General features: G+C 68.2%; 14 protein-coding genes and 1 tRNA gene. 3 read left to right on the top strand and 12 right to left on the bottom strand.

The window, feature by feature from the left end; translation table 11 throughout:
• Positions 1 to 65: 65 nt before the first annotated feature.
• The 3 genes from IE066_RS14060 to IE066_RS14050 form a co-directional block, all read right to left on the bottom strand.
• Positions 66 to 938 (bottom strand): DUF4238 domain-containing protein, encoded by an 873-nt coding sequence (locus tag IE066_RS14060; protein ID WP_189451047.1) that lies wholly within the window; start codon positions 936 to 938, stop codon positions 66 to 68.
• Positions 939 to 1107: 169 nt separating this feature from the next.
• Positions 1108 to 2283: a hypothetical protein gene (locus IE066_RS14055; RefSeq protein WP_189451046.1), complete on the bottom strand. Its 1176-nt coding sequence runs from the start codon at positions 2281 to 2283 to the stop codon at positions 1108 to 1110.
• 125 nt (positions 2284 to 2408) lie between these two features.
• Positions 2409 to 2485 (bottom strand) — tRNA-Arg (locus tag IE066_RS14050).
• 272 nt (positions 2486 to 2757) lie between these two features.
• Here IE066_RS14050 and ubiA point away from each other — a divergent pair.
• Entirely contained in the window at positions 2758 to 3654 is an 897-nt protein-coding gene (gene ubiA / locus IE066_RS14045; RefSeq protein WP_189451043.1) for a 4-hydroxybenzoate octaprenyltransferase, read from the top strand.
• Here the strand turns inward: ubiA and IE066_RS14040 are convergent, their stop codons facing one another.
• Both IE066_RS14040 and IE066_RS14035 read right to left on the bottom strand, forming a co-directional pair.
• Entirely contained in the window at positions 3655 to 4383 is a 729-nt protein-coding gene (locus tag IE066_RS14040; protein WP_189451041.1) for a rhomboid family intramembrane serine protease, read from the bottom strand. It lies immediately after the preceding gene.
• Between the two features lie 52 nt (positions 4384 to 4435).
• Positions 4436 to 5371, bottom strand: a complete 936-nt coding sequence (locus IE066_RS14035) for a TerC family protein (protein WP_425488954.1) — start codon at positions 5369 to 5371, stop codon at positions 4436 to 4438.
• Positions 5372 to 5617: 246 nt separating this feature from the next.
• On the opposite strand from IE066_RS14035, the gene IE066_RS14030 reads away from it, so the two are divergent.
• On the top strand, positions 5618 to 6784 hold the full coding sequence (locus IE066_RS14030; protein WP_189451037.1) for a class I SAM-dependent rRNA methyltransferase: 1167 nt from the start codon (positions 5618 to 5620) through the stop codon (positions 6782 to 6784).
• 472 nt (positions 6785 to 7256) lie between these two features.
• Here the strand turns inward: IE066_RS14030 and IE066_RS14025 are convergent, their stop codons facing one another.
• A complete protein-coding gene (locus IE066_RS14025; protein WP_189451035.1) occupies positions 7257 to 7958 on the bottom strand; it encodes a glycosyltransferase in 702 nt (233 codons plus the stop codon).
• A 146-nt stretch (positions 7959 to 8104) separates the two neighbouring features.
• Here IE066_RS14025 and IE066_RS14020 point away from each other — a divergent pair, with 146 nt between their 5' ends.
• Positions 8105 to 9700, top strand: a complete 1596-nt coding sequence (locus IE066_RS14020; RefSeq protein ID WP_189451033.1) for a DNA recombination protein RmuC — start codon at positions 8105 to 8107, stop codon at positions 9698 to 9700.
• 69 nt (positions 9701 to 9769) lie between these two features.
• Here the strand turns inward: IE066_RS14020 and IE066_RS14015 are convergent, their stop codons facing one another.
• The 6 genes from IE066_RS14015 to IE066_RS13990 form a co-directional block, all read right to left on the bottom strand.
• Complete coding sequence (locus IE066_RS14015; RefSeq protein ID WP_425488952.1) at positions 9770 to 10753, bottom strand: MlaA family lipoprotein; 984 nt, start codon at positions 10751 to 10753, stop codon at positions 9770 to 9772.
• Positions 10754 to 10911: 158 nt separating this feature from the next.
• On the bottom strand, positions 10912 to 11187 hold the full coding sequence (locus IE066_RS14010) for an STAS domain-containing protein (RefSeq protein ID WP_189451029.1): 276 nt from the start codon (positions 11185 to 11187) through the stop codon (positions 10912 to 10914).
• The gene (locus tag IE066_RS14005; RefSeq protein ID WP_189451027.1) at positions 11184 to 11837 is read right to left on the bottom strand and encodes an MlaC/ttg2D family ABC transporter substrate-binding protein; all 654 of its coding nucleotides are present in this window, start codon (positions 11835 to 11837) and stop codon (positions 11184 to 11186) included. Before IE066_RS14005 ends, IE066_RS14010 begins: the two co-directional genes overlap by 4 nt.
• A 5-nt stretch (positions 11838 to 11842) precedes the next feature.
• A complete protein-coding gene (mlaD, locus tag IE066_RS14000; RefSeq protein ID WP_189451025.1) occupies positions 11843 to 12352 on the bottom strand; it encodes an outer membrane lipid asymmetry maintenance protein MlaD in 510 nt (169 codons plus the stop codon).
• 102 nt (positions 12353 to 12454) lie between these two features.
• On the bottom strand, positions 12455 to 13201 hold the full coding sequence (locus IE066_RS13995; RefSeq protein WP_425488948.1) for an MlaE family lipid ABC transporter permease subunit: 747 nt from the start codon (positions 13199 to 13201) through the stop codon (positions 12455 to 12457).
• Positions 13201 to 13992: an ABC transporter ATP-binding protein gene (locus IE066_RS13990; RefSeq protein WP_189451023.1), complete on the bottom strand. Its 792-nt coding sequence runs from the start codon at positions 13990 to 13992 to the stop codon at positions 13201 to 13203. The genes IE066_RS13995 and IE066_RS13990 overlap by 1 nt, the downstream gene beginning before the upstream one ends.
• Positions 13993 to 14231: the final 239 nt, after the last annotated feature.

Raw genomic sequence — 14231 nt, 5'->3', positions numbered from 1 at the left:
CTATTGACGGGCGCCACAGTAGATCATCCGCATAAAAGGGCCGGACGCGGCGGCCTCTTGTTGTACTAAGGTATCGCGTTCAACAGCGCGGCCGAAGGCCCGATCACGACGTGCAACGCGTTGTCGGCTTGCGTTTGGTTAATTTCCGCGATCTCGGATGCAGTGGCACTTCTTCTAGACAACAGCGGCTGTATGGACTGAGTCGGTCGCGCAAGGACAGCGAGGGATCGCGATAGCGGTACTGAGAAGCCTTGGTGCAGATCCGACTGTGGTATGGGCGTGTCGCCTAGCACGAAGGCCTCCGTGCCTGGCGCATCAAGCAGCCACAGCTCCATACTTTTTAGTTGCGCCTCGACAAGCGGCTTTGCTCGAAGTGCATCCTGTGGCGGAAGCTGATAGGCCTGTGGTGACAGGTCGGTTAGTTCGGTGAGTTCCGCGATCAGTTGTTCCCTGGGACGTGAGCGGAGAACGATGTAGCAGTCGTGCGCATCGGCCTCGCTGACCGCAAAGCTCGCCATTCGCGCCGTAAACTCGTCCAGCGAGTAACTATGCGAGTTGGCGAGCACTTCCCCAAGTTCGCGGCTGCGCTTCGCCCCGCGGTTCAGAATGTCAGGGTGTCGAGTCGCCTGCAGGGCCAGGAGTGCGCAAAGGTGATTCCTGTCGTCTGCTGTGCTCACATAGCCCGGGTTATGCAGCCGCTGGAGGAGCTTCGCATCACGAGCTTCTACCACGGACAGTGCGTCCTCCAACGAGTCCGACGGGTTCCACTTTTCATCAAAAACCGTGTAGAGATAATCCTCTTGCATGATCGTACGTGACGACACAACTTTGATTTCTCCGTTGCGCAATCTGCCAAAGAGGTGACCGTTTGCGCCTCTGAAGTTGCGTTGCCAGTGTTGTGGTACGTAATGATGGTTCGCCTTCTCAAATTTCGACATAGATCCAAGCTTCGGGACATTGGTGGGAACGTCTGTGCGATCCGACAGGTGTCGGTCTGACGGGCTTGAGTGCTTCAATGGGACAAACATTGAACCCAGCATGGCACGTGCTGTACTCAATGCAGGGTGCGCCCCGCGTGTCATTAATGGCGCCCGCCTGCTGACGCCGTCAGGTCGACCACCAGCTTTCCTCTCGCCGCTGGTACTCGTTGTAGTACCAATCGTCGAGGTTCACATCGAGGTCGGCCGTTGCTAGCAAGCGGTCGCCCAGTGGACTGAGCAAATTCGCTGGCGCTCGTGCCCAAGCGAGCCACTCCTCAGCCGGTTCGCGGGCTTCGGTGCCGCGCCGGGCGATCTCTCCGGCAGCAGCGTCGCAGAAGTCGTTGAGTCGACGGGACCTCTCCCATTGCTCGAGTGAGTGAACGAGGCGCACGCGCCGACGACGCTCGATTTCTACGTTGCGAGCGATTTCCTTTTTTCGTTCCTTCTCGACTTCGTACTGGCGGCGCCACGCCTCGCGCTCCTCTCGATGCAGTCGGATACCTGCTGCGACTAAGGGGAGCCCAGCCAGGATTTCGTGGAGCTTCAAGTCGAGAGGCACGTTCGCTGTGCTTGCCCAGACACGGCGCGCGCCATTGGCCACATGGTCCTCTACCATGAAACCCAGCCTGCCCTTGGATACCCACTCGTAGCGCGGATACCACAGGCTGCCGTAGTCGGGCTGTCTAGCATTGGCCTTACGCGGAGGCGGCGGTTCGGTCGGTTGCTTGCTTAGTGTCTCGTGCAAGCGGACACGGATCTGCTCGCCGTCGCACTCGACGGTAGTGCCTTTCTCCCCGACAGCCCAGCGCATGCCTTGCGATTCGGACGCCTTGATCAGCGTATCGAGCAGTCGCATCGCCCGATCAGTCTGCTCAGGGCTGATGCTCACGTCTAAAGCGGTAGTGCCCGAGACATGGACTCGATTGTCCATTGGCTTGGTCTGTCTCAGCACCTTGAGTGTTGCGGCGACCAGCTTGTGTGGCGACGACAGATGCTCGGGCACACGAATGACAGGGCCAAGTGCGGCCGGCCGTGCGAGCGTTTGCCGGTGCTCAGGAGCGAGCACGTTGAAGAACACCGATTCCGAGTTCCCGGCTGCGGCGGCCGGCAACGCAGGCTGCCTGGGGCGGCGGCTCTCAGGCATAGCCCAGTGCCCACGGCCCGGCAGGGGAATTCCGGCCTTCCGGCATGCCTTAGCGACCGCCACGTCGGACACGCCGATTTCGGCTGCGAGTTTCAGTACAGGAGTGGACCAGACCTTGTCGAACAACGATTGCCGGGTGAACTCAACCTGCCGGTACATGGCCGCTCCTCGGGTGGGATATCCGAGCATAGGGCGGCGAGTCGTCGCGGAGGCTTCCACTCGCACGGGCCGACTACCCGGAATGGGCGTGTCCCAGCGAAGGCACAGATCTGTCACAAGGAAGTTGGCGCGCCTGGAGGGATTCGAACCCCCGACCAATGGCTTCGGAAGCCACTACTCTATCCGGCTGAGCTACAGGCGCGTTTTGTAAGGACTTTTTCTACCGCAGGGCCCGATTGTGAGTCCAAGCCCGTGTGCCGCTCCATCTACCCTTGCTGGCTGGTGAGTTGCGGCTTCGGAAGCCACTACTCTATCCGGCTGAGCTACAGGCGCGTCGTTGCGACCGCGCGCGGACGGGCCGCGCGGGAGGGGCATTCTAGCCGCATTCGGCGGCCGCGGGCGGCGTCGCGGTGGACGTGGGCGCTCGCGCCGGTACCCTGTGCGCGCCGCGTGTGGCGGTGCCGCGATGTTCCGATGAGCGCTTCCGTCCCTTCGTCCACCGAACCCGCCGGCTGGCGGCATCGCGTGCGCCTGTACTGGGCGCTGGTGCGCGGCGATCGCCCGATCGGCTGGCTGCTGCTGCTGTGGCCGACCTGGTGGGGCCTCTGGCTCGCGGCGGAGGGCGTTCCGCCGGCGTGGACGCTGCTGGTGTTCTCGCTGGGCGTGTGGCTCACGCGTTCGGCCGGCTGCGTGATCAACGACTACGCCGACCGCTGGCTCGATCCGCACGTCGAGCGCACCAAGGACCGCCCGCTCGCCACGGGCGCGGTACGCGGGCGCGAGGCGCTGGCGCTGTTCGCGCTGCTGATGCTGGTGGCGTTCGCATTGGTGTGCACGCTGAACCGGCTGACCATCGCGATGAGCTTCGTCGGCGTGCTGCTGGCCGCGAGCTACCCCTACCTCAAGCGCTACACGCATTTCCCGCAGGTCTATCTCGGCATGGCGTTCGGCTGGGGTATCCCGATGGCGTTCGCTGCGATCCGCGGCGAGGTGCCGGCGATCGCATGGGTGCTGTACGCCGCGAACATCGTCTGGTCGACCGCGTACGACACCTGGTACGCGATGGTCGATCGCGAGGACGACCTGCGCATGGGCAGCCGGTCGACGGCGATCCTTTTCGGCCGCCACGATCTGCTCGCGCAGGCGCTGCTGTACGCGCTGGTGTTCGCGTTGCTGGCGACGGTGGGCGTCATGGCATCGCTCGGCACCGCGTACTTCGCGGGCCTCGCGGTCGCGCTGGTGCTGGTCGGATGGGAGTTCCGCATCGCGAGGCATCGCGAGCGCGCGGCCTGCTTCCGCGCGTTCCTGCACAACCACTGGGTCGGTCTGGCGGTCTTCGCCGGCCTGGCGCTGGATCTCGCGCTGCGCTGATCAGCCCCAGCTGGGCGGATGGCCGCTGCGCGTCGGCCCCGGCGAGGGCGGTTCGATGACCGCGATCGCATCGGCCGCTTCCGCGGCCTCGTCCTCGTCTTCCCAGCTGTAGCGCACGCGCGCCGGCATGGGGTCGGCATGGCGGCCCCAGAGACCGCCGATCACGCCGCCGACCGCGCCGCCCAGGTGCGACTGCCAGGAGATGCCGGGCTCGTGCGGCAGCACCGACAGCAGCATGCCGCCGAACAGCGAGAGGCCGAGCATCGCCGCGGCGACCGCGGGGCGGTCGCGTCGCACCAGGCCGAGCGTCAGCACCATGAACAGCAGGCCGTTGACCACGCCGCTCGCGCCCAGATGATGCGAGCCGGCCGTGCCCAGCCACCATGCGGCCAGCCCGGAGCCGATCCACGCCAGCGGCAGCGTGCGCATGAGCGCGCGTGGGAACTGCGCGATGGTCAGCGTACCCAGCGCCAGCAGGCCGAGCGCATTGCTGCCCACGTGCGCGGCCGAGCCGTGCAGCAGCGGCGCGGTGGCGATCCCGGCGAGCCCGTCGACACGTTGCGGCCGCACCGACCAGGCCGGCACGTCGAAGCCCGCCTGCGCCGCGTAGATCGCCACCAGCCCGAGCACGGCGGCCAGCGAGAGGTTGAAGGCCCGGCGCCAGCGGCGCGCATCGAGGCGGCGCTGCTGGGCAGGGTCGGACGGCGGTGCGGGCGTGTGAAGGTGCATCCTGCGGACTTGGCGCCGCCGGCCGGGAATGCAAGGCCGGCGGCGCCATCCGTCAGGCGGCGGGCGTGGAACGCTGTGGGCGCAACAGCGACAGCACGACCGTGAAACCGATGATCGTCGCGACCACCGCCAGCGAGACCAGCACCGGGATCTTGAACAGATCGACGGCCAGCATCTTCGCGCCGATGAAGATCAGTACCACCGCGAGCCCGTAGGGCAGCAGGTGGAAGCGGTCGGCCATGCCGGCCAGCAGGAAGAACATCGCGCGAAGGCCCAGCACGGCGAACACGTTGGAGGTCAGCACCACGAAGGGGTCCTCGGTGATCGCGAAGATCGCGGGGATCGAGTCGACCGCGAAGATCAGGTCGGTGATGCCGATCATCACGATGACGATGAACAACGGGGTATAGAGCCGCTTGCCGTTCTCGATCACGGACAGCTTGCTGCCGACGTAGCCACGCGTCAGCGGCACATGGCCCGTGAGCCAGCGCAACAGCGGGTTGTTCTCCAGGTCGGGCTCCTTGCCGGCGGCCCACAGCATCTTGACGCCGGTCAGCAGCAGGAACGCGCCGAACACGTAGAGGATCCAGTGGAACTTCGCGAGCAGCAGCGCGCCGGCGAAGATCATGATCGCGCGCAGCACGATCGCGCCGAGCACGCCGATCACCAGCACCTTCTGCCGCTGTTCCTCCGGTACGGCGAAGTAGGTGAACAGCATCAGGAACACGAAGATGTTGTCGACCGCCAGCGATTTCTCGATCAGGTAGCCGGTGAAGTACTCCAGCGCGATGCGCTGGCCGGCGTCGGGACCGGACTGCTGGCTCACGTACCACCACAGCCAGCCGCCGAAGGCGACCGCGACGGCCACCCAGCCGACGCTCCAGCCGAGGGCTTCCTTGAAGGTGACGCGATGGGGCCCGCCGTGGCGCATCAGCACCAGGTCGGCGAGCAGGGCGAGGACGACGAGACCGCCGAAGGCGGTCCACATCAGGGGTGAGGCGATGGTTTCCAAAGGGAGGCTCCGATACGGGATCACGGGAACCGGAACGCAGCGCTCGGACAAGACGCACCTTCGCCCCGGGACGGGCGAAGGTCTTGCTCGCAGCCGCTTGGGCTGCCGCCGGACCGGAGCCGCGAGGCTCGTAATGACGATCCGGACGTCGGGAGCTACTCCCCTTCGGGCGCCGATGGTAACCGCTCAGGATGAAAACGCCATGACACCTACAATGGGCGGATGAACGAACTGCCCGTGGTACGCCTCAAGAACGCGTGGAAGTCCACGCACCCGTGGATCTTCCAGCGCCTGGTCGACAAGCCGGCCGTCCGCCCCAAGCCCGGCGCGATCGTCGACGTGGTCGGCGTGGACGGCGAGTGGATCGGCCGCGGCTTCTACAACGGCCATTCGCGCATCGCCGTGCGCATCCTCGAGACCGATCCCGACGTCGCCGTCGACGAAGGCTGGTTCCGCCGCAAGATCGGGGCGGCCGTGTCGCTGCGCCGCGACCTGCTCAAGCTGGACGACGTCTCCGATGCCTGGCGCGTTGTGCACAGCGAGGGCGACGGGCTCTCGGGCCTGGTCGTCGACCGCTACGCGGACCTGCTGGTGGTCGAGTTCTTCTCGGCCGGCATGTTCCGCCACCGCGAATGGATCTATGCCGCGCTCGCCGAGCAGTTCCCCGGCTGCCGCTTCTTCTCGTTCGCCGACGAGCACGTGCAGAAGCAGGAGAGCTTCGACTTCCGCGTGCAGTCGGCCGTGCCGCCGGCGATCATCACCGAGCACGGCATCCGCTTCCGCGCCGATCCCTCCGGCGCGCACAAGACCGGCTTCTTCGCCGACCAGCGCGAGAACCGCCAGTGGCTGAGCCAGCACATGCATGGCAAGACGGTGCTCGACCTGTGCTGCAACACGGGCGGCTTCGGCGTGTACGCCGCAGTGCGCGGCGCGAGCGAGGTCACCGGCGTCGACATCGACGATGCGGTGCTGTCGATCGCCAAGGGCAACGCCAAGCTCAACGACCAGCGCATCCGATTCATCCAGGCCGACATCTTCCCCTGGCTGCGCGACGCCGGTAACCGGGGCGAGCAGTACGACGTGGTGATCCTCGACCCGGCGAAGATGACCCGCGACCGCGACCAGGTGATCCCGGCGCTGAAGAAGTACCTCGACATGAACAAGCTGGCGCTCGGCGTGACCAAGCCCGGCGGCCTGCTTGCCACGTTCTCGTGCACCGGCCTGGTCAGCGAAGACCAGTTCCTCGACATGCTCCGTCGCGCCGCGTTCTACGCCAACCGTACCGTGCAGGTGCTCAAGGTATCCGGCGCCGGCCCCGACCACCCGGTGCTCGCCAGCGTCCCGGAATCCCGCTACCTCAAGGCCGTGTTTTGCCGCGTGCTGGACTGAGAAGTGGCTTTTGAAACACGCTGCAAAGCCGTAAGCCGTAAGCCGTAAGCCGTAAGCCGTAAGCCGTAAGCCTTAAACGGAAAGCGGAAATCCGAAGGCAATCGTGAGACCCGAAGGGCGGCGCACAGGATGTGCGCCGTTCGCACCCGAGCCAGGATGGCGAGTGTGCGAATCCCTGCGTAGCGTCCGGTCGCCTGCTGTAGATCTGATCGGGGAAGGTGCTTTCTTTGGTTACTTTCTTTGCACCAGCAAAGAAAGTGACTCGGGCGCGCCAGCGCACGAAACGCTTCAGATTTAGCCTTTTTTCGCGTACTCGCGTACTCGCGTACTCGCGTACTCGCGAATCGTCATCGCAATGATGCGAACCGCGTCGGCGCAGCTACAGAAGCGAAGACCCACCGCGTCGAACGCAGCCAAACGCCGCGCCCTCACGTTCGGCGGTTGAAGCCTGCCGCCACAAGCGACCAGCCCCTTACTCCTTCTCCCGCCGCTCATACCAGAGCGCCAGATGCTCCCGCGACCGCAACAACCCCCGCCCGCGGAACGCCAATCGCAGCATCAGCCGCAGATGCTCCCCCGGCGTGAACGTGTCCAGCTTGCGCGCCGACGTCCACACCGGCTCGCGCAGCAGCACGAAGCGCCCGGCCTTCGCCAGTGCGCGGCTCATGGCCACGTCCTCGCCCGCGTACCAGCGCTCGTCGAAGCCGCCCGCCCCGTCGAACGCCGGGCGCATGCAGAAAACGAAGCAGCCGGCCGCCACGCGCCCGAGCCACACCAGCCGCACGCCGATGGCGATGACGAAACGCTGGTGCCACGGCAGGTCGGCATCGAAGCGAACCGTCGCGCCGCCCCCGACCGCACCGTCGCGCAACGCCGCCAACGCCGCAGCCAGCGTTTCGACAGGGATGCGCGTATCGGCATCGACGAATACCAGCGTGTCGCCCCTCGCCGCACGCGCGCCGGCATTGCGCGTGGCGGCGATCTGCCGGTGCTCGACGCGCAGCACGCGCGCGCCATGCCGCGCCGCCACGTCGCCGGTGCCGTCACGCGAGGCGTCGTCGACCACCACGATCTCGTAGTCGACGCCGCAGCCGCGCGCGGCGGCGTGCAGCGCGTCGATCGTCGCGGGCAGGCGCGGCGCCTCGTCGTGCGCGGGAATGACGAAGGAGAGCATGCGCGCATGCTGGCAGAATCGCGGTGGCGACGATGTCGCTTGCGGCCGCTTGGCCCGCGTGTCGCACGCCTGCGTGAACCGCAGTCTCACGGCCTGAGACAGAAAACCATCTACTGTGGCGCCGCATCCGGCCGCAGGAGCCTGTCATGACCCCGCTCGCCCTCGCTGTCGTCGCCTTCGCCGCACTGGCGCTCATCGCCGTCGCCTTCGCGCTGTGGCGCCTGCATTCGAAGGGTGCCGATCCGCGCCTGCCTTCGCTCGAAGCCGAGCGCGATCGTCTTGCCGCCGATCTGGCCGTCGCGCAGTCGCGCATCCGCGACGATGCCGAGGCGCTGGGTCGCGCGCAGGCGGCGCTGGACGCCGCGCGCCAGGCCGCGACTGATATCGACACGCTGCGCGCGAGCGCCGACCGTCTGCGCGACGAACTCGCCGGCGAGAAGGCAGCGCGCGCCGCCGCCGCGCGCGAACTCGACGAGCGCCGCACGGAACTCGCCGCGCTCCGCGAGGCGCAGGCCGCGCAGCAGGCCGAGTCGCAGCGGTTGTCGGGCGAACTCGCGCAGGCGCAGGCCAACCTCGCCCATGCGCGCCAGGCCGAAACGCAGATGCGCGCCTTCATCGAGGACGCGCAGGCCAAGCTGTCGGCCAGCTTCGCGCAGATGGCCGGCAAGGTGTTCGAGGAACGCGGCGCGCAGTTCGAGCAGAACGTGCGCAGCGCGACGGTGCAGTCCAAGGCCGATATCGAAACCCTGCTCAAGCCGTTCTCCGCGCAGCTCGACCAGTTCCGCCAGCGCGTCGACGCCGTCTACGGCGAGGAAGCCAAGGAACGCGCGACGCTGGTCGGCGCGCTCAACGAGCTGCGCACGCTCAACCAGGACATGGCCGCGCAGGCGGCCGCGCTCACCAAGGCGCTGCGCGGCAACGCCAAGGTGCGAGGCGATTGGGGCGAGCTGATGCTCGAAAGCGTGTTGCGCGGCTCGGGCCTGGAGGAGGGCGTGCATTTCGAGCGCCAGAAGCACGTCGCCAACGAGGAAGGCCGCGGGCTGCGCCCCGACGTCGTGGTGCGCCTGCCGGGCGACCGCTGCGTCGTCGTCGACAGCAAGGTCAACCTCGTCGCCTGGGAGCAGGCGATGAACGCCGACGACGTCGACGCGCACCACGAAGCGCTGCATCGCCATGCGATCGCGCTGCGCCAGCACGTGCGCGAGCTCAGCGACAAGCAGTACCCGAAGCTGTTCGGCGAGGCCGCGCTGGATGTCACCGTGGCCTTCGTGCCGATCGAGGGCGCGCTGTCGGCGGCGCTCGGCACCGACGGCTCGTTGCAGACCTACGCCTTCGAGCGCCGCATCGTGTTCGCCTCGCCGAACACGCTGATGGCGCTGCTGCGCGTGGTCGACGGGCTGTGGACGCGGGAGAAGATCCAGAAGCAGGCCGAAGAGATCAACAAGGCCGGGGGGCTGCTGCTGGATGCGCTGACCAACTTCCTCGTCGACTTCGACAAGGTCGGTACGCGCCTGCAGGCGGCGGCCGAGACCTATGCGTCGGCGAAGAATCGCCTGTCGGATTCGACGATGGCGGTGATCCCGCGCGCGCGCCGCCTGGTCAGCCTGGGCGTGAAGCCGAAGGCGAAGCTGCCGGAGGTGCTGGCGCCGGACGTCGACACCGAGATCGAAGCGGTCGGGCAGAGCCTGCTCGCGCAGGTCACCGAGCCGCAGCCCGGCGAGAAGGGCGAGCCCAGGCGCTGAGCGCATGCGAAGACGGCGCGATCGCGTTGCCGCGAATCGCGCCGTCGCATCGAATCCCGAGTGCCTGGATCAGTCGCCCGACACCGGCATCGCGTTGACCGGGATCAGCGGCTGGTTCTCGCGCAGGTAGTCCGGCAGGCTGTCGTCGTCGCGGTCGCCGTCGATCTGGTAGGCGCGACGCTGCATCCACGCATCGCGCACCAGCGTGTAATCGTCCTCGGCGCCCTCGCGCAGCGCGTCGGTCGACATCAGCTGCGCGCGCAGGTCGACCAGCTGCAGGCCCTGCAGCGGCACGCGCACCCTGTCGGCCTCGACCTGGCGCAGCGGCGACAGCGGCGCGTCGCCCACCATGCCGACCACGTCGCGCAGCGTGCGCGGGCCGAACAGGGGCAGCTCGACGTAACGCGAGCGCTTCCAGCCCCAGACGCCGAGCGTCTGGCCGAAATCCTCGTTGGGCATTTCGAGCTTGGCATCGCTGGCCGGATCGAACACGCCGCCGATGCCGAGCGTGGAATTGACCACGAAGCGGCCCAGCGCATGCGCGGCCTGCTTCGGCCGGCCCTGCAGCAGCGAGTTGATCGCCGCGAGCGGCTGGCCGAGGTTGCCGAAGAAATTGCTGACGCCGCTGCGCACCGGGCGCGGCACCACCTTCACGTAAGCGTTGGCGAGCGGCTTGGCGACGCGGCGATCGACCGCGTTGTTGAAGCGGTGCATGCGCCGGTTGTACGGCTCCCACGGGTCGTAGGCGCCGGGTGCGGTACCGGTCGCCGCCGTGGACGTGCCGTAGAGCGCATCGAAGTCGGATTCGGCGGCGGTGGCGTCGGCTGGCGCATCGGTCGTCGTCGTGTCGTCCGCGACAGGCGTTGCGTCGGTATCGGCGTTCGCATCCTGCGCGTCGTCGACTACCGCATCCGTCGCAGCGTCGACATCGAGCGTCGTATCGCTCGTCGTCGTGTCGGTCGTCGGCACGTCCGCCGGTTCGACCGCGTCGGTGGACACGGGCGGCGTATCCGCCTGCGCGGCCGTGGCGCTCTGTTCCTGCGGAGCGGGCACGCCGGCGGTCGTCGCGTCCTGCGCCCAGGCGGGTGCGGCGGCGACCAGGGCGAGGGCGAGGAGTGAGCGGACGGGCACCGACGGCGCCCGGGCGCCGTCAATGGCGGCTCGAGTTTTCATGCGCGGAGTTTAGCGGGGTGGCCCCGGGGTCCGGTCCGTCAGGCGCCGAAACCCAGCGATCCATCAAGGCGATAGGCGGCGCGCAGCTCGGCCAGGCCGGCCGGTTCGCCGTCGATGCGCAGGCCGTTCGCCGCAAGTTCGGCCAGCAGCGCGAGGCCCGCGCTGTCGACGGCCTCGACGCCGGCGAGATCCACCGACGTCGCGCCCGCGCGCAGCGGCTGCAGCGCGCGCCAGGATGCGGCGACGGCCGCCCGGTCGAGGCGGCCGTCGATCTTCAGCACGTCGCCATCGCGGCGGACGCGCGCGGCGCTCATCGTGCGTCCGCCTTGATCTTGCCGGCGCGCAGGTCGGCGGCCACCTGTGCGATCGAGCCACGCGAGAGCGGGCCGTCGAACTGGTTGCGGAAGGTCTGCACGAAGCTCACGCCTTCCACCAGCACGTCGAACACCTTCCACTGGCCGTTGACCTGGTGCATCAGGTAGTCGACCGGAATCGGCTCGCCGCCCTGGCGCAGCATCTGGGTGGACACCTTGGTCGCGCGGCCGTTGGCGACCGTCGTCTCCGACTTCAGGCGCACCGTCAGCTTGGTGTTGAAGTCCAGCAGCGAGGAGCCGTAACGCTGCATGAGGTTCTCGCTCAGCGCGTCGGCGAACTTGGCGACGTCGGCGTCCGATGCGCCGCGGCCGTGCGCGCCCAGCACCAGGCGCGCCGCGTAGTTGCGGTCGAACATCTGGTTGAACTCGCCGCTGACGAACTGCTTGAGCGCGGCGCGGTTCTTCTGGAACTCGCCGCGGCGGGTTTCCAGCGTGTTGAGGATGCGCGTGCTGTTGTCGAGCACGAGCCGGCCGGCGCCACCGACCGGCTTGGCGGTCGCGGGCGCGGCGGGCGCGGCGACGACCGTGGCGACGGGCGCGGCAGCAGCGAACACGGCGGACAGCATGAGGACGAGGGCGGTGCGCTTCATCGGTATCACTCCTGGGTGGCGGCGTCGGCACCCGCGTCGGCGTCGCCGCCGTCCGCGGGTTTGCCCGCACCGCTGAACATGTACTTGCCGACGAGCTGGATCAGGTCGACGGCCGGTTGCGTGAGGTAGAGCTCGTCGCCGGGCTTGAGCGGCGTGGGGTCGCCGCCGGGCGTGAGGCCGACGTAGCTTTCGCCGAGCAGGCCATTGGTGAGGATGCCGGCGGCGGTGTCGGACGGCAGGTCCTTGTACTTCCCCTGGATCGCGAGCGTCACGACGGAGTCGTATTTAACGGGGTCGAGCTGAATGTCGGCCACCTGACCGACGTTCACGCCGCCGATCTTCACCGGCGCGTTCGGCCGCAGCGCGCCGATGTTGGAGAAACGCGCCTTGATCGCATAGGTATCGCCCGCGCCGCCCCAGCGGCTGTTGGTGGAGGCGATGGCCAGCACCAGCAGCGTCGCGAGCGCGAGCAGCAGGAAGGCGCCGACGGCGAATTCGATTCGTGGACTGCGCATGGATCGTTTCCCGACGTTACGTGGCGCGCGGCGCGCCGGATTCATAAGGCTTCTTTCGAAGAGTCCGCACAGGGATGTGCGGGCCTTTGCGAGGGGCTCGCATCATCTGAACAGCAGCGCCGACAGCACGAAGTTGAACATCAGCACCAGCAGCGAGGCATTGACCACCGCACGCGTGGTGGCGAGCGAGGTGCCTTCGATGGTCGGCTCGGCGTGGTAGCCGACGAAAGCCGCCACCCAGGCCGACAGCGCGCCGAACACCGCGGCCTTCTGCAGCGCGACCAGGAAGTCGTCGCGGAAGTCGACCGCGTCGCGCATCACCTGCCAGAACGGGCCGGCCTCCAGGCCGATCACGTGCACCGCTTCCAGGTAGCTCGCGACGATGCCGGCGGCGCAGAAGAAACCGGTGAGCAGCGGCACGCTTAGCACCGCCGCCCAGAAGCGCGGCGCCACCGCCTTGCCGACCGGATCGATGCCCATCAGGCCGAGCGCGGTGATCTGGTCGGTCGCGCGCATCAGGCCCAGTTCGGCGGCGATCGAGCTGCCCGCGCGGCCGACGAACAGCAGCGCCGTCAGCACCGGCGCGAGCTCGCGGTACATGCCCAGCCCGAGTAGCGCGCTGACCTGGTTGGCCGCGCCGTAGGTGGTCAGCGCCTTGTAGCCCAGCAGCGTGAGCGACAGGCCGACGAAGGCGCCGCCGACCAGGATGATGGGCAGCGAGCGCGCGCCGATCTTGTAGATCTCGCGCACCAGCTCGCGCAGGAAGTCGGCGGTCGGCCGGCTCGCGCGCAGCACCGAGAAGGAGAACAGCCCGGCCTGGCCGAGCGTGCGGACGGTGGACGCGAACATCAGGCGGCGGCTCCCGCCACGCGTGGCGCGGCATCGAAGGCGATCGGGCCGTCGGGTGCGCCGCGCAGGAACTGCTGCACGAACGGATCGTCCGACTTCTCGAGTTCCGCCGGCGTACCGGCGAACACGATGCGGCCGTTGGCGATGACCAGCGCACGGTCGGCGACCGGCAGCGTCTCGTGCACGTGGTGCGTGACCACGATGCTGGTCAGCCCCAGCGTGTCGTTGAGGCGGCGCACCAGCGACATCACCACGCCCGAAGCGATCGGGTCGAGGCCGGTCAGGGGCTCGTCGTAGATCATCAGCGGCGGGTCGAGCGCCAGCGCGCGGGCCAGCGCGACGCGGCGCGCCATGCCGCCGGAGAGCTCGCGCGGATAGGCGTCGGCGGCGGCGCGCAGGCCGACCGCGTGAAGCTTCATCTCGACCAGGCGGCGGATCACCGCGTCGGGCAGGTCGGTATGCGTGCGCAGCGGCAGCGCCACGTTCTCGGCGACGGTGAGGTCGGTGAGCAGGCCATTGCCCTGCAGCAGCACGCCGATGCCGCGGCGCAGCTCGAGCAGTTCGCGGCCGCCACGCGGCATCGGCCGGCCCAGCACCTCGACCGAGCCGTCGGCCGGCGCGAGCTCGCCGGTGAGCGCGGCCATCAGCGTGGACTTGCCGCAGCCCGACGGGCCCAGCACGGCGACCACCTGCCCCGGCTCGACCAGGAGGTCGACGTCGCGCAGGATCGTGCGTTCGCCGCGCGCGAGGCGCAGCCCGCGAAGGGCGACGATGGGAGACGTCTGGGTCATGGGATCGGGCGCGGGCGCGCGGGTGGCAGCGAAGGCTACGGGCGCGCGGCTGAACAGGCCGGGAGGCGCGCATTGTCGCAGGGCGTGCCGCGGTGGACCACTGCCGCGCGGAACGGGGCGTTGCGGGCAGCGGGTGCGTCGTTCGTCCGCGCCGTCTCGGCACGATGGGAAATGCCTGCACCTTCGTCGCCGTTCGCGACGCGAGCGCGCAGTCTCGGTGCCGTGTGAGTCCCGTATCT

This window comes from Cognatilysobacter xinjiangensis, assembly GCF_014651995.1.
In the GTDB taxonomy this organism is placed as follows: domain Bacteria; phylum Pseudomonadota; class Gammaproteobacteria; order Xanthomonadales; family Xanthomonadaceae; genus Cognatilysobacter; species Cognatilysobacter xinjiangensis.
The sequence above is the reverse complement of the archived record's forward strand: the minus strand, read 5'-3'. Positions and strand labels throughout refer to the sequence as shown.